The organism is Paraburkholderia caffeinilytica, from assembly GCF_051027425.1.
Lineage (GTDB): Bacteria > Pseudomonadota > Gammaproteobacteria > Burkholderiales > Burkholderiaceae > Paraburkholderia > Paraburkholderia caffeinilytica_A.
In genome coordinates this window covers 466,470-488,282 of sequence record NZ_CP186553.1, presented here as the reverse complement: position 1 = coordinate 488,282, position 21,813 = coordinate 466,470, and the positions used below count along the sequence as shown (strand labels likewise).

Below are 21,813 nucleotides of genomic sequence, written 5' to 3'. Positions count from 1 at the left end.
CACTGCGCAAGCCCTTCGCAGGCGTCACATTGTTGATTCATCCCATCACTGAGACGAAGGGTGCTGAACCGTAGCGCTATCGGTCTCTCACAAGCTTCCCGTCGGTGAATCTCAAATGTGGACCCGCGACAACTGCACCAGGCGGAAGTCTGCACCCTTTCGGGTTAGGGCAAAGTTCGCCCCCCCCCTATACAGGCCATTACAGCCTGCCATTCGCCTTCTCCGCGTTCTTTCCCCGCTCCACCAACAACCTCCCTTACGGGTTCTCTGCCATCTCGCAATGTCCCGCGATCACGTTCCCATTCCTGTCGCCCCGATCCCCTAGGCCTATCCGTTTAGCACCCGTCCTCCCCCGGTAGCACTTGTGACGACGTGCTCCTGCCCTTCACGGAAGCAACCGGCTACGTACCTTTTTGGTCAGGGCCTGTCAGAAGTTTTGGCTCAGTGAGCTTCATGAGGTATAAAGCGACAATTCGCATATGCTGCGCATGCGAGATTTGCCTAGCACCTCACACCGCACGACTGCTTGCAGTCGTCGCCTTCTTCCCCGTCGCCGGGGTGAACCCTCCATAGAGAAGCACGTTCTCCCCAGAGCGTCAGACCCGACCGTTCAGTCACGCCTGTCCGGGTAGGCCGTACAGCAGGTCACAGCATTTGCGCTCCTGCTACAAAATCAAAGTGTGACTGGACAGAAACGAGCTTTGCTACCCTTTACTGCTTGATGCTCGACTCGTCGCGGGCAGCAACACGTGTCGCACAAAGACGTAGCCTGTAGCAGCGTCCCCTGCGCGGAGACGAGGTCAGGTAGATTTGGAAACGCTAGCGGCCTCACTCTTGCACGCCACCGGAGGGTTTCTTTGCACTGGCGCTGCTATGCCGGAATCCGCACACAGTCAAACACCCAAGTGCCGATGCACACACCTAGGGACTTGAACCAATCTTGCCCCAAATCTGATCTTCATCGCATAGATAGCGCTCTACTAACCACGGGATCCTGACCGCCCGGGCCGACACGCTGACGAACATCTACGATGCTCGTCAGCGCCGTTTTAGTCAACGCGCGTTTGGAGTGGAGGGATATCATCCTCCGTCGTCACAGCAAATGGGGAGACTGAATCGTGGTTGCTGATACCCCCGACGATGATTGCGCACCCTCTCCTCCCACGCCCAATCGGACCTCCCCGCCCAGTCACGCCTGCAGGTGTGCGGGATATGTGCAGGGAGAACGTCAAAACACACCGCGCCAGCCGACATGCAGGGCATTGACGATCGCTGGCCAGAACCGGTAAGTCATGATGGCCAGCATGGCAAATAGCACCGACCCTACGGACCATGGGATGTGACTACGTGGTGACTGCGACAATTTATCGGTCGTCTTGTTCGTGGTCGCGACGTCGCAACTTAACGTGTCCAGTTCGCCGACCAGCGCGGCAAGCCGTTCGACCTTATGCGCCGCCACGCGCTGTCCAGTTCGCGCATCGTCCAGTTGCACCGACAGCGTCTGGACGGCATCCTCAAAATGAGTGAGATCCTGCCGCGCATGGGTAAGCAGCACGTTCACGTCACTAATTGCGCCGGACAGCGCCACATCGCCCGCGGGCATCGAGGGCGGGTGTTGCCATCCAGGCATCAGGGGCGACCGGTAACGAATCCGTGCGGGATAGACTTGGATGACCGGCACGGCAGACTGGATTTTCACAGGTGACACCCCGACTCATGGCTGTCCATCGACGGCGAGCCTAACAGGACCGCCAGCGCGAAGCGCTCTTCGATGATGAGTTCCGCGATGTCAATCGCCCCCACGCGCTGCGCCATCAGGCGCCGGTAAAGGTTGATGAGCACCTGTTCCTCGCGCACACCGTTACCGTTTTCTGCATGATCCAGATGCTTGCGCCAGTACCGGATGGCACGTTCGATCTGGGCTAGTGTGATACTTTGCATTGATTCATCGTCCATTGTGATCTGATCGGATGGAACAAGGTCAGGCATCCGCACTTTCGCCATACCCAGGCGGATCGTCGACGATTGTCAGCCGACTGTCGCGCTCAATACACCGAGAAGATGCCGTACGCAGCCGGTGCAGATCCACTTCCCGCACGCCTCAGTGTGCCGCCAGTGCACCCGCAGGAACGGCAAAGGAAGCGACGGATGCAGGGCCAATGTCCGCAAGCGTGGCGGAGAGCCCAGCAGCCCCACGTGAAGCGTCTCCGACAAGCTACCGATACGAACCACAGTATCGTATCGCGACACCGCAAAGGCGGCACTGATCGCCGAATGCGAACCGGTGCCGATCCAGTTGGAGTCATGCCAGACAACCGCGAAAACCGATCATAAGCCATCAGCCACATAAGTGACCAGTCAGGTGCCACGCGATTCGCGAAACATGTGTTAGATCACTAAACGCGCCACTCTCACTGATGTCGACCAGAGTAACAGCCTCACCAAGAAGTCATTCCTACGATCTTCGCCATCTTTATTTATTGGTCTCGCGCAGACCCTAACACGATCGCAAGCAGGAACGCCAAGGGCTTCGCACGGATACCTGTGTTTACGATCAACGACTTGTCGATAATAGCCTTATAAACCAAGGCCTTTGCACATTGATCGGCGGGACTAGTAGCCTAACCAGATAGCGCAGTCAGTGCAGGCCAGCAATCGGCGGCTCTTGAGCCCCGCCTTGCTGACTTTGTCCTACCGCAACAGATTCAACGCCATGCATCCTCAGGATGACAGAAGTTCTGCTGATGACTTTCGTAGTTTTTGGGATGATAACCTTCCGGCGGCCGAAAACCCTGCAGGAACTCCACACTATAACTATTGGTAACAAGAATATCGCATCGGCGCGCGCAAAGGAATGGGAAAACTCTCTCTCGCTGGGTAGCCAGGTGCGGTTGCCCGCGCCCTGCTCCCTTAGACAGAATCGAGAGCAGGCTCGCACGGCAGGCTCAGGCGCCCCCCCCTTTCGCGGTGCGCCTGCGGCTCTCAGCAGATGCCCCACCTTCCTCCCATCCCCTTGCTTTCGGTTGTGGCAAATACCCAGTTGCGGGCGCTCTGGGTTTTGAAGTATCTATCTTTGACCCTGCGACCTGCGGAACGATCGAGTCCTTGCCCAACGACGCGCAGCGCAGGCCGAAGTGTTGACGATACATATCATGCCTCCTGTGCATAGTGACGCTGATGAACACGCTCGATCAGGTTCGGACCGAGCCGCGGTACATCAATTGACGGTTCTTTCCGCGGGTGGCGTGCGAGGTTCGCAACTGGGTCCAGTGACTGGCTAATTTCGCTCTCGATGCGCGCACCGCTGCAGCATGCGCGCCGACGAGGAGCAGCATGATCTCGCCGGCGAGTTCATACGGAAGTTCGACGCACCGGCTCTGGAAGATACGGTGCCATCGCGGCACGTCACGTGCGCCGCGATGGCAGGCAAGCTCGTCGAGTTGTGTCGCGAGTGCGCCGAGCGCCCGGATACGGGCAGGCCCTGCCGGTAGCGCGTGAGAAGCGTATTCGCCTGGCGCACTGTGTTTGCTGCGGCGATAGACCTGCTCGCCCCAAGCCCATAGACGCGCACTCAGACCGGCGAGAGCGCGGATGTGCGTCGCGTCGAGTTCAGCGAGGAACTGCTCGCGCAGCGTGCGATGCCAGCGCTCAAGCTTGCCCCTGCCTTCTGGCGAATACGGTCGGCAATGACCAGCGGTGCCGACAGGCACGCACAGATGCCCTACAGCGTCGAGGCACGACAGGCCGCTCCGTTGTCGATGACGATCATCTTCGGTATGCTGCGCTTCAGGAGCGCCTGCTTGAAGACACCTTCGATATCTGCGGCATGGAACCGTACCGCGCGAAAATGCCGCTCTCGATAGTGAGAAACGCAAATACAATTTGATGTATAGGCGTATAGGCTGACCTGCGCTGATTGTTTGTGCGAGGTCGTAAACGTCGCACGATATCGGAGGGTACTGGTGCCCCCCCCTTACATCCAGAACGCCTCTCGATGCTCAAGGCGAAGTGCATCAATCCACTCTCGCCAAAACCGCGGCAAACACCACTCGCTGAGCCTTAAATCCGCCGCACCATCTAGCAGCGGAGTCAAAAAACCAGTTGCCGGTTCAAAATCGGCCACGTGAATTTCTTATCTTGGATATCCGCCATTAATGCCTCTATTATGGCTATATTTTCTGGTTCTGGATGTGATGACGTGGGAACGAATCATATCGGCTAGGGCATTTTGCCACCTAGAGGTCGAGCGGTCACGGTGCCTTCTGCGTTGTCCAGCCTCTCCTCCGCAAAAGATGCCGTTGACGTGATCCTGACCGTATTACGGATTATCTCCACGACGGTTCCGCCCCAGTACTTACGGAGTGGCATATAGCGCACCGTGCGCAGATCGCCTGATGAAGGCCGAAGCTAGTGGGGTGGCAGCCGCGCCTCCGGTTTCAGTGGATCGGAACAATGGGCAACATGACCTGATGCTAGATAGTTAAGGAAGACGCATAGGAAATGGCTGAAGTAGAGCCTTCCACCCAGGGCCAGAAGGTTGCTGGAATCCTCAGTGGTTTCAATATTTTTGATCAGAGCAAGATCGCTCTGATTGTATTGATATCACATACCCGTCATCATTTGACTAGGCTGCATAGGTCCAGTTGTATAGATACTTGTTTTTCAGGCGGAGAATGGCACGTCCCGGTGCCTGTTCGGTTGCGCCCTCCAAGGAAACCGATCATGGTGAATCTTTTGTTGTTCAAGCCATGAAACATGGCCATGCTTGGCTGGAGAACTCATACTCCCCGACTGAAAATCCCCAAGTATTCACCCATCAAAGGGTGATGCGAAATATGTAGGTTGCCGCCCACCACGCGAGCCTGCACTTTGCCCAGTCGAGTTCGTCGGACAGCGGTTTATAACAGAACATGAACTCGCTGGTTACAAGTACTTCGGAACAGCGCAGATAGGCAGCACGCTCGATGGTCGCCCTGCAATTCCTCCAGATGCAGAGGGCAAGGCTAGGCGCGATTTCACGACAACGCATTTGGCAAAAATCTCAAAATCAGTGTCAGCATCGCAGACTTTGATGTACGGTCGGCTATCCTGCTTTCCGACGAACGTAGATTCATCCGATGATGGGAATGCTCTTATTCACCGCCGTACACGTGCGTCGTGTGGCATCGCCCAAAGGCAGAGAGGTACAGTTTTTTCCATGAGGTGGTCATCGACGGCAAGACGTTCAAGGGCGTATTCGGCCCTGACAACACAACGGCAATTGGTGAGCACGTCCTCGGCGCCTGCGGCATCCGAGGTTCGAGCCTGATTCAACTACGGGATGCCACGATCCGGCAGGCAGGTCGTACAGTGCTAAGCCATGCATCGATCGGACGAGCATCGCTGACGACGCCTTTGGGCGAGGCGGTGGGTGCCTGCGCCCGCTCGGCCTTGAATTTTAAAGTTCATTTCCACGAGAACCCTTCATGCGCATCCCACTACGACGAGCTTTCGTATCCGTTATTCTGCTTATTGCCACGCAGACCGTCTCCGCGCAAACCCCGAAAACCGTACTCCTTGAGGACCTGACTTGGACTGAACTGCGCGACCAGATTCAGGCGGGCAAGACCACCATCATCATTCCCATCGGTGGAACTGAACAAAGTGGCCCCGACGTCGCACTCGGCAAACACAATACACGCGTCAGAGTGCTGTCGCAGCGCGTTGCCGAGGGCCTCGGCAACGCGATCGTCGCGCCAGTCATCGCCTACGTGCCTGAGGGCGGCTACGCTCCGACGACCTCGCACATGCGCTTTCCCGGCACAATCACCGTGCCGGACGGTGTGTTCGAAAAGACCTTGGAATCCGCGGCGAACAGCTTCAAGGTTCACGGCTTTACCACCGTCGTTTTTCTCGGTGACCACGGCGGCTACCAGAGCGATATCAGGCATGTCGTAGCCCAGCTCAACAAGAGCTGGGGCGGCTCGGGCGCCCGCGCACTCGTGCCGCCAGCATACTACGGCACCAGCTCGGACGGCTACGCGCAGATCCTGCGGCAGCACGGTGTTAGCGATGCCGAGATCGGCACTCATGCGGGACTCGCGGATACCTCACTGCTGCTGGCAGTCGCACCCCAGATGGTGCGGCTCGATCGACTGCGAAGCGGTCCGAAACTGGGACCGGCAGACGGCGTCTATGGTGGTGACCCACGACACTCTAGCGTCGAACTCGGTCAACTGGGCGTTGACGCGATTGTGTCGCGAACCATCGATGCCATCAGGAACGTGACCGCAAACCATTGAAGCATTAGACATCCTCCCACTCCCGCCACCGATTTCCCCTTTCACTCGATAACGGTATTCATCATGCAATTGTGTTCTCCCCGTTTTTCACGCGTTGCAACGCTCGTCACCATCGTGCTAGCCGGTTTCAGCACCGTCGGCGCTGCATCGGCTGTCACCACGGTTTCTGGCATGCCGCCCGTGGTGAACCCCAATAACCTGTACAGCGAAGCGGGCACCGGCCATATGAGCCCCACGGTAGTCGGCGCGTTGTCACGCGTCTATGTACCGAACCTGCGTTCAAACGATGTCTACGTAATCGATCCGGCCACACTCAAAGTGGTCGACAGGTTTCACGTCGGCTTCAGTCCGCAGCACGTCGTCCCTGCATGGGATCTGCAGACGCTGTGGGTGGCCAACAACGCCGAAGGCCGGCCCGATGGCAGCCTGACCCCGATTGATCCAACGACCAGCAAACCCGGCAAGAATATCCTGGTCGACGATCCCTACAACATGTACTTCACACCGGACGGCAAGGAGGCGATCGTGGTGGCAGAAGCGCACGCGCGACTGGACTTTCGCGATGCACACTCGATGGCACTGAAATCGAGCCTCGAAGTACCGCAGTGCAAGGGCATCAATCACGCAGATTTCTCGATCGACGGCAAGTACGCGCTTTTCACCTGCGAATTCGGCGGCAAGCTGGCCAAGATCGATCTCGTCAACCGCAAGGTCGTAAGCTACCTCGAACTCGACAGGAAAGGCATGCCACAGGACATTCGCATCTCGCCGGACGGCAAGGTGTTCTATGTCGCCGACATGATGGCCGACGGCGTCTACGTGGTCGAGGGAGACAGCTTCACGAAAATCGGTTTCATCAAGACCGGCGTCGGCACGCACGGCCTGTACCCGAGCCGCGACGGCACCCAGCTCTATGTGGCCAATCGCGGCTCCAACCTCGTGCACGGACCGAAGCATGGCAAGGGCAGCGTCTCCGTGATCGATTTCACAACGCGCAAGGTCATCGCGAACTGGCCGATTCCGGGCGGCGGTAGCCCAGATATGGGCAACGTCAGCGCCGACGGCAAGATGCTATGGCTATCGGGACGGTTCGACGACGTGGTCTACGCGATCGACACTACGACCGGATCGGTCAAGTCCATTCCGGTCGGCATGGAGCCGCATGGCCTCACGGTCTGGCCGCAGCCTGGGCGGTATTCGCTGGGCCACACCGGCAACACGCGTTGATCAACGAGGAGTTCTCTCGCAAGGGGACCAGAACGGTTATGCCGCCTCCGTCATAACCGGTTGCAACGCGTTCCGCCGATGATTGAACAATGCAACGCGATCAGGTTTGTGCATTACACGGGCGGCGGTCCGCGATTGATCTATTTCACGATTTGCGTAGCGGCAGGCCGCCTCCAGCCAGTCGCGTCCGCAGTCCTTGCTCAGCGCAGCACGCCCCGGTAGGCGCTATACGCCTGCCGGGAGAACTTGCAGCAGCCAACTGATGCTCGATGGCTGCGGCAGTGTGCGGGCCGATTTCGGCGACCCAACTGGACAGGCGCTGCGGGTCACAACCTTTGAGGACGGCCTGATGCTCGGGTGGCATGTGCGTCTCAATCGTCGTGTGGTGTCCGCGGCGATTGCTTTTGCTGCGAGGGGCGATGCGCGGGCCACACCGGAATACCTCGACGATCGCAGTGTGGTGCGCCTCGACCTGCTCGCGCGCGTAGCGATACGGCACCGGGTAGTAGTGCTGGTTAATCTCGGCGTGGTAGTCCGGCCCCACGTCGACGGTCTTCCACTCCGTGTACCGATATGGTCTGTCGGGCAGCGGTTTGAGCGCCCGGCGGTCGATCTCATCGAAGACACTACGGCGGCAACCCGACTGCTTCCTATACGGCCGATTGTTCAGATCGACCAGCACCGAGGCGATCGCGCGATTGGCCTCCTCCAAGCTGAGGAAACACTGGATGCACAGCACAGCCAGAATCCATCTCTGGACCACGAGTACCGCCGCCTTGTCCCGCTGCTTGTTACGGGAAGGAAGGACTGCCGCCAACTAATACATGGCCATTTCCTGATACGTCCGGTTGACGATCGGACCATAGAAGCAGTGTTTGTGCACGCCCGACTTCAGATTGTTGGGCACCAGTATCTCGACCAGCCCGTGGTAGAACGCGAAGGCACAGACATGCGAGCCATTCCAGTCAGGCAACGGCCGTGTCTGGGTGAGTTCGGCGAATGTATCGATGGACACGTCGAGCGCCGCGACGAACCGTTCCGCCCAGCGGATATCACCCGCATTCGGGTTGATGATCGCGAGTTTCTTGCCGCTGTAGTCGACGAACAGCCTTTGGCTTGGTACGTGCGTTTACCGCATCGCGGGCGTCCATTCCCGATAAGCCTTGCAGAAGCAGTTGTAGCCATATCCCGTCCGGATGCTGTGCCCTGTACTCCTACCGCAGCAGTTCGGGCGCGATGCTCTTCCTGCCGAGCTCGCGATGCACCACCGCACAGTTCAGCGCGCCGCGTTCCGGTTCGCGCGGCGCCTGCAGCGGATACAGTCGCATGCTGCGGAGGTCACGCCACACCGACGTGATCGATGTGCCAACCAGATCTCCGATCTGCCTCTGACTGAAACTGCACTCGAAATACAGCCGCAGCACATCCCTGATTTTGCACTTGGCCAATCTGGTGTTCGCCATTCGGTAACTTCGACAAAAATAACCAGAGTGCCACCGTTGACCCGCGCCATTGCCACCGTGAATTCCATGGTGTGGAATACGCAAGGTGTATTTGATGACGAACAGAACCTGCAATACCGCAGGGGAGGAAGTGCACAATGAGCATGAATTGGCCCGAACCGATGCCCGAGGCTGGTCGTCTGCCGGACAGCGCGATCGCTTGGCTGAACGGTGTTTCCCTCATGAAAGCCTCGAAGATATTAGGCTCGCAAACGCTGAGTATCACGCTGTTTTTCGATGGCACGAACAACAACGATGATATCGATAATCCGTGGCGCGACTCAAGAAACCGCACCCACACCAATGTCGCCCGGCTCTTCAATGCGGCGATTCCTGATCCTGATCAAGGTATGTTTCCATTCTACATTCCAGGTGTTGGCACACCCTTTCCGGAGATCGGTGAAACGCTCTATACAACACACGGGAAAGCATTCGCATCGGGCTTCAACGCGCGCTGCGTCTGGGCATACACCCGCGTGCTGAATGCCGTCTATTGCGCGGTGGCTTCCAATAAAACGCAGGAGCTGATCTCTATTGACGACGCCATGAGACTTTGTGATTCGGGCGCAAACGGTGACATGACGGGCTTCGGAGACTATGTCCAGCGACTCAGTATGGCTCATCAACAGACCGTGAATGCGAGCGCATGGGCCCGGACAGTCCAGCAAGTCTGGATCAACGTCATTGGTTTCTCTCGCGGCGCGGCGGGCGCCCGTGCATTCGTCCACAAGCTGATCAACAGGTGGGCGCCCAGTGGCAATCTTGGCAACGAGACCGGTAAATACTCGATTCCCTATCAGGTCAATTTTGTGGGGCTGCTCGATACCGTTGCCTCAGTGGGTCTGCCGGACTCCATTCGAGCAACCGCCGATGTCAGCATGTTCGCCGGGCACCACGCTTTCGCGAGTGGCGGCGCCATGGAGATTCCAGATAAGGTGCGCTTCTGCTGGCATGCGTTTTCGATCCATGAACAGCGTATGAGCTTTCCTCTCGATTCGATCCGCAAGGGAAACGCTTATCCGGGAGATTGCCGTCACGAAATCGCCTATCCGGGTGTGCATTCAGACGTCGGCGGCGGTTATGCGCCGGGAGCGCAAGGCAAGGGGTGCGGTAGCGACGATCAGGACGACAGCCACAAGCTCAGCCAGATCCCACTGCACGATATGTACATTGCTGCGCTCAAGTCTGGCGTGCCGTTAATGAACGGGGATGACATTCAGAAGCGAGCTGACACGGCCCAGGATTTCGCGCTGGCCCTAAAGACAGTTGCCGCTTTCAATGCATGGCTCAAGACAGTCGACACGTCTGTCAAGCGCGTTGAGGACGCGATGAAATTCGGCATGGGCCAGTTGCTCAGTTGGCGCGCGCTGCGTGCGCAGATGGACAGCCGCTACATCATCCATCAACCATTTTTTACAACAGCGCCCGAAGACGACACAACACCCCGGAAGGTCGCGGAGGCGCTGAACAAAGCAAAGAAAACCGATCCGCAGTTGCGGGAGCTGAACGCGCAGCTTGCACAGGCTCAGCAGAAAAAGTCGCAGGCGCAGAGCAGAACAGGCAGCATGGGATATCCGGCAAACATGCCGGATATCATGACGTACGGTAGCCAGATCGAGGCAGTGACAGAGGCCATCCGTACCCGCACGGAAGCGCTATGTGGCGAGATCGCGAAAAAGAATGGCCCGGTCCGTCCCGGCGAAGGCGCCTACGAAATCACCACAAACGACAGGACCGATCTGCGTCAGGGCGCCGAAGAAATGCGTTTGCTGCTGGGGTTTCTGTATCCGGAGAAACGGGACGAGCTGGAGGTGCGCGAGGTCGTGCCAGCGAACCCCTCACGCAATGTATATCCGCCGCCCCTACCCCTGCCGCCCGTGCTTTCCGTCCGGCGTGAACCGCCAGGCAGCGATTCGCCGCTCGTGACACTCGCCGTCGGCGGAATCACCGGACACACGGTACGCACCACCATCCTCCAGGCCTACAATCCGAATGACGACGTGCTGACCGAGCCGCGCAGGGAAGTAATCCCGTTTCTCAAGGAACACACCTCGCCGGAGGCAGTCGCGAAGTTGCCGAGGGAGGCGGTTGCGCTGTTCGACGATTACGTGCACGACAGCCGTTGCGGGTTTCGCGTGCCGTACTTTCATGAATATGCGCCGGGCGGCTATGGATGGCCTCGTGTGATCTTCATCGGTGGCGATACCCGGTCCCCGATGTTCGGATTCGATCCGCTTTCCGTTGCGCTAGATAGTCCGTCCTGAACAATTCGTTTTGCCGAGCACCGGCGTTAGGGCCTTAGGACCGCTGGCGATCACCATGAGCAGTGCCAATGGTCAAGATTCGATAATGTTCGAGCTGATGTTAGACATCGTTCCGGCCGTGCCTGATCTGAATGGAAGAGCATGTAAGCTGTAAGCGTCCGGACGAATTGCATGCCGACAAGGACTCCGATGGCCGTCCGCGCTGCAGAGATTTAGGACGATGGGGCCTGTCAGGAATTTCGTGTTTAAGGCATAACATGCTCTCAAGTGTTAGCGCCGATGTAAAACTGACCCTTTTACATCAAGTCGGGTTTCAGAATTTCCCCATTCCCCCGGGTGAACCAACGCGATATCCTTGCCACCGGACATGTGTAGCGTGGCACTCTAGGAAATCCCGCACTGTTTTTCGTACACCGTGCTGCACATGGCCCACACTCGCCACCCGAACACCCAGTAAGTTGCTTCCTCTGACGGGGCAGCGCCTTTTTGCCTGCCTGAGCGAATGCTTCGCGAGTCGAACTGCTCCGCCTAGCGCAATCACCGGACTGGGAAGCACGCTAGTTGATGTGTGTCACTTTCGATGGCAATGCCTGTTCCGGTTTCGCATACTCGCGAATAGATTGTCAGGTGCGAAGCGTTATTGTCCTGCGCAGCGCAGGCCATCTCACGATATCACTTGACCTCTCGATGCTATTGCGACAGAACTTCCAGGATCATTAAATGATTGCAGAGCAACTCATCCAAACGTCCATCGATCATGCCAGCCTCTCCGATGATCGTGCCCCGTCCCAGCGCACGCTCGGTCTCTATGCTGGTAGCGTTTTAGCCCTGTCGAATGGTGCGAATACAGCCGTGACTCACTTGGCCGTCATCACGGAGCCGGATACGTATTCCCCGATCCAAGGCGATGTCCTGGCCGATCTGGCAGAGCGGGGGATACACGTCGACTCCTTGCTACAAAAAGCCACCGTGGATTTAAGGCCCACCTATCCCTGCTGGGTGTCAGAGAATATGCCGCCGAGCCTGTCGCTCCCTTTTGGCCAGTTGCTGGTCTTCGAGATGCCCTCCCCACACGTCACCGAGCTGCCGCACGCATGCTGGAAACTCTTTCGAGCCCTTCAGGCTGCGACACGCGGCCAACCCGCGTCCCTCGCGGTACAGGTGGGCGGTCCCGGCTGGAATGAAGCAGATACCCTACGACTGCTCCGCATGCTTTTCTTCGCGGCCGTCCGCTATGGAGGCGTCACGGAATGGGAGCTTCAAGCAGTGAAGTTGTTCATCGATCCTGCCTACGCCACGAGTGCCCGTGCTCAATTTCAGGCGTGGGTAACTGCTTATGAAAACCCGCCTGTATCAGTCCCCCTGGACACGAAGGTCGGGCCTTGGAGTGAGGATCCGGAGAGGCGTAAACGGGCTCTGGCTGATATCAACGATGACAAGAACACGCGGGATATCGGCCTTGTTCCCCGTGTCACCGAACGCCAATTAAATGTGGTCGTCGCTTGGACAGGCAATGCGATCTACAGGGCCATAAGAGAGACGCTATCTGATACTAACATCGACAAGCCGGATTTCGTCTATTTTCAGCCGACAATCGTGGTACTGAGTACGGCGTTGGCCAATCTTCGCGACTATATATGTGCAGATGACGATCCTGTCTTTCGTGGTACGCACCTACTCGATAAGGGACTAGCAACCTACACAAAGAAGGTGCCCACTTGACGCATTTCCCCTTCACCTCCGGCTTCTGTCACCTCCCATCTGAAACACGGACGCGACGCCTCTAAAGATCGTTAGTAAATCAGGGGAGAATATCCAGTTGCGGTCCGTGCATTCTGGGGAGCATGAAGTGCTCTTCGACCGAGGCATGACTGACACGCTTACCTGCGCCTCGGACTGCAAGGCTTCCACGAAAAGAGGTACGATCCCGCAGGAGAGATATGACCATGTGTTCGAGTCAAGCCGATATGAGGTATTTCCCATTGACGGCATGCTTTGAGGACATTGATGATGGCAACCCCTAGCGCATTTAGCAAAGATCTCAAGGATATCCTGCACTGGGCACGGGTACCTGAGTTATCGACGCTCAACACCACGGCTGGGCAGCTCCGTTGGTGCAGGCACCTCAGGTAATGGAAACACGGGATTTTTTCATCCGGCTCGACTGGATGAAGGAGTTCGCCAACGGAACAGATCCCAAGCTCCACGAGCTCGAACAGCTTATCGCCAGCGGTTATTGGACTCGCAGCATCGATCGCCTAAAGCAGTTTTACGATAATGCGTAACAAACGCGCTGCGCGAGACGCCCGTCAATATCCGTGAGCGCAGGTACCTGAACAACATCATCGAAGTGCGACACGAGGTCGCTTACAGAAGTTGTTCTCACTTCTCGCCGCATAGAAGGAGAGAACCACCGGTGTCACCCGGTGTGGATCTAGGAGCCTGACTCAAGAGCGGCTCTGACAACGTAACGAAGCGCCGCAAGGCGCGGGGTATCAATCGCGAGAGGCGTACCCTTCTGGCAGGCATACGCCGGATGAGTGCCAGATAGTCTGGTATGGTGAAAACATTTGAATCTGCGATAGGGTCGTTATGTAGAACGAGCGGAAATGGCTACTGCGCTCGAACCAAAACGGTACCGGAGGGGGAAACAGCGTCTTTCGATTACGCGTTCGTGACCCATACACCTCCCGGCCCAGAGCAGACACCTAACCCGACGTACTTCCATAAGCGGAACGTGGAAACCCCGTATCGCTCCCTTCGGGGACAGCAGGCTGTGAGGCTTGCCCATGGCGGTGCGGGCACAGGATCGGGGAAAAAGCGAATGCCCTGCTGTAATGGATGGGATACGGGTTGCAACATCGCCCGACGCGAAAGCGGGCAGACTTCCTCATCGTATCTCCTCACCAGAGAGTTTGCAGAACCATCTATACGGACGGAAAGCAAATGAGTGCAGCAACACGGGCGCGTGCACCTTCTGGCGTGACGTGGGACGGCATCAATTGGGCCGATGTTCAGCGTCAGGTAAGAAGGCTGCAGTCGCGTATGGTGAAGGCGGTACAGGCCGCTCGCCATAACAGGGGGAAAGCCCTGCAATGGCTGGTGACCCACTCGTTCAGCGGCCATGCATTAGCCGTGAGGCGGGTGACTGAAAACAAAAGCAGGAACACCCCCCGTGTGGACAAGGTAACGTGGAAAACACCGGCGGCAAAGGCCAACGCGATTGCGTCGTTGAAGGGGCGAGGTTACCTGTACATATCGGAGCCGGGCCAGAAAAAGCGGCTCGATATCGACCGCTATAAATTCCTCGTCCACCAGCTCCTGCGCAATATGCTTGAGGCGGGCGACGTGTACGGCGAGGACAGCACGGAGTATCGCCGCTTCGAGGACGATCTGATCAGCAATGTGCGCTGGGAACAGAAGGACGCGCTACTCAGGGACATCGGCGCGCCGGTCCTGCTCGCACCCATCGAACAGACCCTGGCGATGTTCCACGACGCGCGCGACGCCGGCTTCAGGCGTGTGAACGAACGCATCGACCGCGGTGAGAACGCTCACATCAAGCTCACTCGCCGCAAGGGCGAGCGCCGCTGGACGCTGCTCTACTCCGAGGTAGACGAGACGGTTAACGGATCGTTCTACGGCCAGTTGCCCGGCGTCCGCATTGCCAACCTGCTGTGGTTCGTCGCAGGCCGCACCGGTTTTCTGAAAGCCTTTACCCATGTGCTCGAACGCAATGTCAGGCAGGATGCTGATCCGCGCGAAATCCTCGCCTGCGTGGTCGCCATGGGCACCAACATGGGACTGCGCAGGATGGCCGAAGTCTCGGGCCTGAGCTACGCATCCCTGCTGAACACGGCCCGCAACTACCTGCGCCCGGAAACCCTGCACTCGGGTAATGAGGCGATCAGCAACGCCACGGCCGGCCGGAGTTCCGCCTGTTCGACATCCGCGACGAAATCCATTCGAGCAGCGATGGCCAACGTTTCGAAACGCAGATCGATACGTTCAACGCACGTCACTCACCGAAATACTTCGGCCTTGACAAGGGCCTCAGCGCCAATACGCTTGTCATCAACCACATACCGGCCAATACAAACCTCGTCGGCACGCACGGCACAAATCAGGTCAATCACTTTACGCTGTTCACGTTCGGTCACCTGTTTGCACCGCGCTATCGCGATCCGCACAAACAGACCGGCCGGCTGGTCGCACGCCACCCACCGGCACATTACAGCGAGGACTGGCTGATCAGGCCGTCGCGTAAATCTGACGACGAGCTGATCATTCGCGAGTGGCACAACGTGCAACGCATCATGGCCTCCCTGGCGCAGAAGGATGTGACGCAGGCGACGGTTATACGCAAGCTCAGCAACTATGCCCGCCAGAACCAGACAAAGAAGGCGTTGTGGGAGCTCGACAACCTGTGCCGCACGCTCTACACTCTGGAATACATTGACGATGTCGGGTTGCGCCAAAGCGCGCAGAAGACCCTGAACCGCGGCGAGGCCTATCACCAGCTGCGCCGTGCGATTACCTACGTCAACGGCGGCAAGTTTCGCGTCCAGACGGAAGCCGAACAGCAAATCTGGAATGAATGCTCGCGGCTCATCGCCAATACGATCATTCACTACAATACGGCACTGCTCTCGCGTGTGTACGAGCAAAAACGCGCAGCGGGGGATCATACGGCCATGACCCTGATCGCCGGGATGTCGCCCGTCGCCTGGCAGCACATCAACCTGTTCGGTTCATTTAAATTGACGTCCGGCGGCGCAAGCTTGGATATCGACTCACTGGCCGCGTACAACGCCGACCCGGCATGGTGGAGCAGGATCGCCCGCTCCGATCAGGCGCACCCGGATACATAGCAGCATCGATGACGTTCGCGTCATTGTGCCAGTGAGAGATTCGTAATTCGTATTACACGGAGGCCCGCATGGGTGAAGCAAAACGCAGGACACAGGCAGCCGCCGCGTCCATTACACCTGAACTGCGGGAGATCGCAGCGCGCATCGAAGCGCAAATGCAGTATCTCGAAACTGCGGGGCTGGACGAAACCGGGATCATGGCCGCGATGGTCGACCATATGTCCGGTTTCCACCACCTCATGAAAAACCTGAACAACCCGGCCATCAAGCTTCTGGGCCAGGAGTTTGCCGGGTTCTACCGCTTCGCAAAAATTGTTGAAACGATCGCATCGGGCATTGAGACAGGACAGATCCAGGTTCCCGGTCAGGAGCGGAAATTCGCCGAAGAACATGGCATCGCCGCGGCAATCGATCAGCGCGTGCGCCAGCTTGAAGCAAAGGGGATCCGTGGCCCGGCACTGCTGGAGCCTATGGCTGGATATACCCCGGATCTGCATCGGCTCTGGAACGCCGCATCCGATGAACTTCTCACTGCGCTGTGCCAGACCTATCCGGGCCTTTACCGTTATGGAAACATCTTCGAGCAGGCATGGCTCGCCGAAGACGGCAGGATGATACCAGCACCGCCGCCACTGCCCGACTCTGTCAAGCCTGCAGTACTGCGGCTACTCTCAGATGGCGCGACGCTTGAGCGCGAACTCCAGGCGATACTCGATGCACGCCCGCAACGCGATCTCTGGGTGCAGGCGGAACTGCTGGAGCAGACGTATCGGCAATGGGGCGCATTGTTCGCGCAGTTACCTGAACTCGTGCGGGCAGCCGACGTTCCAGAAGTCTCGCGTGCGATGGTGCGAAAAATCCTTGAGCCCATGACGCAACGGATCGAGACGTTACGTGCTCAGGTCTACGGCCAGCAGACCTGAGCGCCCGCGTTCAGAGCCTTATCTGGCAATGGTTTATGGCAAGCATCTGACGAAGGGGGCGACAAAGTACGCCAAGTTGCGGGACGGTAGGCAGCAGGCTGGTTCGACTTGGGTATCCCCTTCGCGAACCAGCGAAATGTGGTGCCATATTCCGCGAATGCTGATCCAAACAAGACCAGTTCGCTCGAATGAGCCTAACGGGACCGATGACCTATCTTGTGCGCGCGTACCTTCGCGCTTCCACGGAAGATGCGACCGGCCGGTACTGGTCGCAGTACGATGGTTGCTGGAAGTGATGCGAGCATCTCGTTGAGAGCAACGACATTGCCAGCCCCCTGCAGCCAACGCTTGACTCGCGGTGTCAACATTGGAACCGGGCTGGGTTTGCGCTTGTGACGAAGTTTTCTGCGGTTTCTGCATTGCGTCCCGTCCGGCACAGCCATCGCCGCTTCTGTTGCATTTTTGCTCCTTTCGCCACAACCAACTCCCCTGCAGAGCCTTATCTGGCAACCGTTTTAGGAGGATTTTCGGTTTATGGGCGTTAGGCATTTTTAGCCAACAAGGCACTTGTGCTGCTGGCGGATGTTCTCTTCCAACGAACTCAGCCGCCTGCGCATCGAACACATCGTGTTCGAGTCCTGCCGCACACACCCATCTCTTAGCAGAGAAGCTCCAGGCGACCGCACTACATGATCAAACGTGAAATAGCGACGGACATCTACTGCTACTTCGCCCTCGAGGAATTCAGACAACATGTACATTTCAGAACCTGAAAACCTAGTCTCTGTTGACTGGCAGAGGCAGATCAGAGCACATGGACGCGATGTGCTCTGATCCATACAGATTCTAGGATTTTTCCTGAACAAGCGCAGCCGTCTTTGCGGCTAAATCAGTAATCAGCCTATCTGCCTGCCTCTCTCCCGATGTTACGACGGTTGGCTGCGGCAAGCCGAATTTACAGGCAGTCTTGCCGTAAAGTAGAAAACCAAACAAGACTACCATCCCACCCCAGTATACAGCCTCCTGACCAGCGCTATACAGGGCGTAGAAACTGTAGAGATTGCCAATGAACGCAATAGCAGCGGTGGTCGTCACCGTCTTTTTAGGAAGGCTAGTACTTCGCATCAACTCCTCCGCTGCCGACATTGACAGGATATAAGGAGCCAGATTGGTGACCACGGCAAGGTTCAGAAGTATGTTGAACTGCTTCTGCAAACTTGGGCTGATTGTTAGTAACGACAGTGCGGTCTGCACTGTCGTAATCGCCACCATTCCGATGACTGGGGTGTTGGTTTTAGCCGTGACGAGGCCGAACAACTTGATGAAGTAACCCTCGTCCGCAGAACTCTTGAACACCTGCCCCACCGTGAACTGCCAGCCAAGCAACGAGCCAAAGCAGGAGACAACCATCATTGCAATGATAATCCGACCTACTGTCGGATTGAAAATATGCGCAAACACCAGCCCGAATGGAGCATTTGACTTCATAAGTTGCATATTCGGCACAATGCCAGCTATCACATTGGTCGAGGCAATATAGATTACCGCGGTGATCAGTGTGCCAACCATCACGGCAATAGGTACATTTCTCTCCGGATTTTCAACAGAGTCTGCATTTGCACATGCAGATTCCAGTCCAAGAAACGCCCAGAGCGTGACGGAGATTGATGCCGAAATCGCCTGCAGTATGGGAAGTTCGTGCGGATTCCACGCGGCCATATAGATAGCCGGATTAAACCAGAACCAACCTGCTACCGAAATACCGATCACCGGCAAAACGATCCCCCATATGGCGATACTCCCGAGATGCCCCGTCATGCGGGGACCACCAAAATTAAGCACCGTTGCAGCCCATAAAATACCAATCGTGCCGATTCCAACCTGCAGGGGCGAAAGACTCATCTGAAAAAAAGCAGCCATGTATCCAACGATCGATGTCGCAATTGCGATGTTGGCGATCACCAGCGATACGCCATAAGTATAGTTGGTTAGAAAATTGCCCGGCTTGCCGAATGAATATTCTGCATATCCGCCCATCCCCCCTCCCTTACGGCTGAAGCGCCCGCATCTGGAGAATACATAGGCGAGTACCAATGACCCGGCCACGGTGACGATCCACGAAGTGATGGAAACGGTGCCGACCTGAGCCAACTGGGTTGGTAGCATGATGATTCCAGAGCCCATCATGTTTATAACTGTCAGGACAGTAAGTTGAGCTACGCCCATTCTGGGGGGGCGGCTACTGCTCATAGTATCTCCCTTTGCACGGCATCATCAGCCACAACGTACCCGTATGCGCGCTTTCTGCCATCCTGCTCTTGCTGCAGATAGACGCCCTGAATTTCGGGCTCGAAACCCGGCAAGCAATTGATGCCCTCCTCAAGCGCGAGGAAATATTGCTGGGCAGCCCCGCCCCACCTTTCCCCTGGAACGACACACAATACGCCGGGGGGATACGGTAACGCACCTTCAGCCGCTATGCGGCCTTCTATCTCGGCAAGCGAAACCAGCTCGACATTGTTGCGGACCAGTTCCGTGTTGGCTTGCCACGGCGACATTGCCTGCAACGGAAAATGCGACTTGCGGAACATCTCTTTTTGTAGTCGCTTCATATCGCGTTCTTTATAAAAGTCATGCATCCGTCTGCAGAGCTGATTCAAAGTCCAACCACGGTAATGAGCTTCATATTTTTCGTAGACTGACGGAAGCACATCCCGCATATGGCTGTCGTTATCGAGATGCTTCTCGAACTGGCAGATGTACGATACCAGGTGCTGCAGCTTCGCCAGATTTTCTGATGGCGTGAGTAAAAACAGAATCGAATTCAAATCGGCCTTTTCAGGAACGACTCCATTGTCACGCAGATAGCTCGCCAGCACCGCGGCAGGGATGCCGTGTGCCATATACTCGCCCGTCTGCACGTCAATGCCGGGAGTTGTCAGCAACAACTTGCACGGATCGACAAAGTACTGATCCTCCGAATAGCCATCGAAGGCATGCCATTTTTCTCCGGGCCTGAATTTGAAAAAACGAAGATCATCGATGATCATGTCCGTGGGGAAGTCAACCCACGGGCGCCCATCTACCATTTGCGGCACGAACGGTTTGATGTATTTGCATGAGCGGATCAACAGCTTGCGTGCCTCAACGCCGTTACGTACACAGTCGCGCCAGAGTTTCTTGCCGGCTGCGCCTGCATGCATCTGGGCATTCACATCAAGTGCGGCGAAAATCGGATAAAAAGGACTGGTGGACGCATGCATCATATATGCGTTGTTCAGTCGTTTATGATTGCAATAACGCGTCTGCCCCTTGATGTGGCGATCTTTCTTGTGAATTTGGGACGATTGTGAAAACCCCGCCTGCTGCTTATGCACAGACTGAGTAACGAAGATCCCAGGATCGTGTTCGTCCAGATCAAGAAGGAGCGGCGAGCTTGCTTGCATCATCGGAATGAACTGCTCGTACCCTACCCAAGCGGAGTCAAACAGAATGTAGTCACACAGGTGACCGATTCGCTGCACCACCTGACGAGCATTATAGATTGTGCCGTCATAGGTCCCAAGCTGGATTACTGCCAGGCGTATCGGTCGCGCCTCGTCGGCACGCTCCGGCGCAATATCGCGGATTGCATTCCGGATGTAGCCGTCATCAAGACAATGTGAGTCAATTCCGCCGATAAAACCATAGCCGTTGCGTGCTGTCTCCAGATATACTGGCCGCGCACCCGCGAAAATCAATGCCCCAAGATGCACGGACTTATGGTTATTGCGATCAAACAGGACAAGATCGTCCTTTGACAGCAAGGCGCTGGTCACAATCTTGTTGGAAGTCGACGTCCCGTTCAGTACAAAATAGGTCTTGTCAGCATTGTAGATACGTGCGGCATTAATTTGCGCATCCGCGGCAGGACCCTCATGTATCAGTAGGTCACCAAGTTTGACGTCCGCGTTGCACAAATCAGAGCGAAACAGTGTTTCGCCGTAAAAATCAAAAAATTGGCGACCTAATGGATGACTGGCAAAGAATTGTCCACCCTGATGTCCCGGACAATCCAGCGCAACATAACCACGTTTCACATAGTTCTTCAACGCCTTGAAGAATGGGGGAAACAGGTTTTCGGTATATTGATCGGCTGCGGCAACAAGCTGCTTACCATAGTAGTGACGATTGCCTTTGCCTAACTGAAACACTCCGCTGAGTTGATCCAAGATGCCGTCGGGAATGCTTTCTCCAGAATTCAACGCCAAGAAGAAAGGGATGTCGAAACCGGTTTCCTGAATCCTAGCGAGGATGACCTGCGCATCGTTTGCCTCCGCTACCACGGCGGCAATATTGGTGAAGTCCGTCTGGCGAACGTCCGTCACTTCATAATCCATAATGAAGGAATCGGAGAGCGCTGGTGAAGTCGCGATTTTTAGTTTTTTCATAGGTGCTGGAGAACGGTTGATGGGAATCCGACATCCATAGTCAGACAAAGAAGAGGGAATTTTGCATCGAGGCTTCGCTCCGGCTGTCGACGAGGTAGCACGAAACATCACGGCGGCTGCGGCCGATCGTTGACGCGATTTCATCGAACCGCCGCATTAGCTGAGTCAAAAGTCCAAGGTTGCTTATGACGATCTTGTCTCCGCCTTCGAAACACATTTCCATCCGCCAGATGTCGAGTCGATGAATAGAAGGCCGGGTGCCTGCAAACAGCACGACAAGTATCAAAATTCCTAGCTTAAAAATGAGTAGCCTTT

Annotated in this window: 15 protein-coding genes and 2 pseudogenes; 8 read left to right on the top strand and 9 right to left on the bottom strand. The window is 56.6% G+C overall.

The genetic code is table 11. The features are described from left to right. Nucleotides 1–1,228: 1,228 nt before the first annotated feature. The 3 genes from ACOSV0_RS22745 to ACOSV0_RS22735 form a co-directional block, all read right to left on the bottom strand. Entirely contained in the window at nt 1,229–1,699 is a 471-nt protein-coding gene (locus tag ACOSV0_RS22745) for a hypothetical protein (RefSeq protein WP_434113816.1), read from the bottom strand. After that, nucleotides 1,696–1,956 carry a DUF3717 domain-containing protein gene (locus ACOSV0_RS22740; RefSeq protein WP_434113814.1) on the bottom strand — a complete coding sequence of 87 codons (261 nt, stop codon included), beginning with the start codon at nt 1,954–1,956 and terminating at the stop codon, nt 1,696–1,698. Before ACOSV0_RS22740 ends, ACOSV0_RS22745 begins: the two co-directional genes overlap by 4 nt. A 1,235-nt stretch (nt 1,957–3,191) precedes the next feature. Next, a complete protein-coding gene (locus tag ACOSV0_RS22735; protein ID WP_434113811.1) occupies nt 3,192–3,710 on the bottom strand; it encodes a hypothetical protein in 519 nt (172 codons plus the stop codon). A gap of 1,755 nt (nt 3,711–5,465) precedes the next feature. Here ACOSV0_RS22735 and ACOSV0_RS22730 point away from each other — a divergent pair. Then, nucleotides 5,466–6,281: a creatininase family protein gene (locus tag ACOSV0_RS22730; RefSeq protein ID WP_434113809.1), complete on the top strand. Its 816-nt coding sequence runs from the start codon at nt 5,466–5,468 to the stop codon at nt 6,279–6,281. 63 nt (nt 6,282–6,344) lie between these two features. Beyond that, the gene (locus ACOSV0_RS22725) at nt 6,345–7,508 is read left to right on the top strand and encodes a YncE family protein (RefSeq protein WP_434113806.1); all 1,164 of its coding nucleotides are present in this window, start codon (nt 6,345–6,347) and stop codon (nt 7,506–7,508) included. Between the two features lie 145 nt (nt 7,509–7,653). On the opposite strand, the gene ACOSV0_RS22720 is transcribed toward ACOSV0_RS22725, so the two are convergent. From ACOSV0_RS22720 to ACOSV0_RS22710, 3 genes are all read right to left on the bottom strand, one after another. Next, a complete protein-coding gene (locus ACOSV0_RS22720) occupies nt 7,654–8,247 on the bottom strand; it encodes a Mu transposase domain-containing protein (RefSeq protein WP_434113803.1) in 594 nt (197 codons plus the stop codon). Between the two features lie 78 nt (nt 8,248–8,325). Then, nucleotides 8,326–8,523, bottom strand: coding sequence for a hypothetical protein (locus ACOSV0_RS22715; protein ID WP_434113800.1), 198 nt, complete (start codon nt 8,521–8,523; stop codon nt 8,326–8,328). Between the two features lie 199 nt (nt 8,524–8,722). After that, nucleotides 8,723–8,971 (bottom strand): hypothetical protein, encoded by a 249-nt coding sequence (locus ACOSV0_RS22710; RefSeq protein WP_434113797.1) that lies wholly within the window; start codon nt 8,969–8,971, stop codon nt 8,723–8,725. 137 nt (nt 8,972–9,108) lie between these two features. On the opposite strand from ACOSV0_RS22710, the gene ACOSV0_RS22705 reads away from it, so the two are divergent. From ACOSV0_RS22705 to ACOSV0_RS22680, 6 genes and pseudogenes are all read left to right on the top strand, one after another. Beyond that, nucleotides 9,109–11,274 (top strand): T6SS phospholipase effector Tle1-like catalytic domain-containing protein, encoded by a 2,166-nt coding sequence (locus tag ACOSV0_RS22705; RefSeq protein ID WP_434113794.1) that lies wholly within the window; start codon nt 9,109–9,111, stop codon nt 11,272–11,274. 720 nt (nt 11,275–11,994) lie between these two features. Continuing rightward, nucleotides 11,995–12,996: a hypothetical protein gene (locus ACOSV0_RS22700; protein WP_434113791.1), complete on the top strand. Its 1,002-nt coding sequence runs from the start codon at nt 11,995–11,997 to the stop codon at nt 12,994–12,996. Nucleotides 12,997–13,406: 410 nt separating this feature from the next. Then, nucleotides 13,407–13,559, top strand: coding sequence for a hypothetical protein (locus ACOSV0_RS22695; RefSeq protein ID WP_434113788.1), 153 nt, complete (start codon nt 13,407–13,409; stop codon nt 13,557–13,559). A gap of 556 nt (nt 13,560–14,115) precedes the next feature. After that, nucleotides 14,116–14,448: pseudogene (locus ACOSV0_RS22690) on the top strand (reverse transcriptase N-terminal domain-containing protein); the annotation flags it as partial. A 72-nt stretch (nt 14,449–14,520) separates the two neighbouring features. Then, a pseudogene (locus ACOSV0_RS22685) lies at nt 14,521–16,145 on the top strand (transposase); the annotation flags it as partial. Nucleotides 16,146–16,213: 68 nt separating this feature from the next. Beyond that, nucleotides 16,214–17,068 carry a hypothetical protein gene (locus tag ACOSV0_RS22680; protein ID WP_434113786.1) on the top strand — a complete coding sequence of 285 codons (855 nt, stop codon included), beginning with the start codon at nt 16,214–16,216 and terminating at the stop codon, nt 17,066–17,068. 846 nt (nt 17,069–17,914) lie between these two features. Here the strand turns inward: ACOSV0_RS22680 and potE are convergent. From potE to ACOSV0_RS22665, 3 genes are read right to left on the bottom strand one after another with little or no spacing between them, the layout of a single operon-like run. Further along, nucleotides 17,915–19,318 (bottom strand): putrescine-ornithine antiporter, encoded by a 1,404-nt coding sequence (gene potE, locus ACOSV0_RS22675; RefSeq protein ID WP_434113783.1) that lies wholly within the window; start codon nt 19,316–19,318, stop codon nt 17,915–17,917. Beyond that, nucleotides 19,315–21,498: an ornithine decarboxylase gene (locus tag ACOSV0_RS22670; RefSeq protein WP_434113780.1), complete on the bottom strand. Its 2,184-nt coding sequence runs from the start codon at nt 21,496–21,498 to the stop codon at nt 19,315–19,317. Before ACOSV0_RS22670 ends, potE begins: the two co-directional genes overlap by 4 nt. A 40-nt stretch (nt 21,499–21,538) precedes the next feature. After that, nucleotides 21,539–21,772: a hypothetical protein gene (locus tag ACOSV0_RS22665; protein WP_434113777.1), complete on the bottom strand. Its 234-nt coding sequence runs from the start codon at nt 21,770–21,772 to the stop codon at nt 21,539–21,541. Between the last annotated feature and the right edge of the window lie 41 nt (nt 21,773–21,813).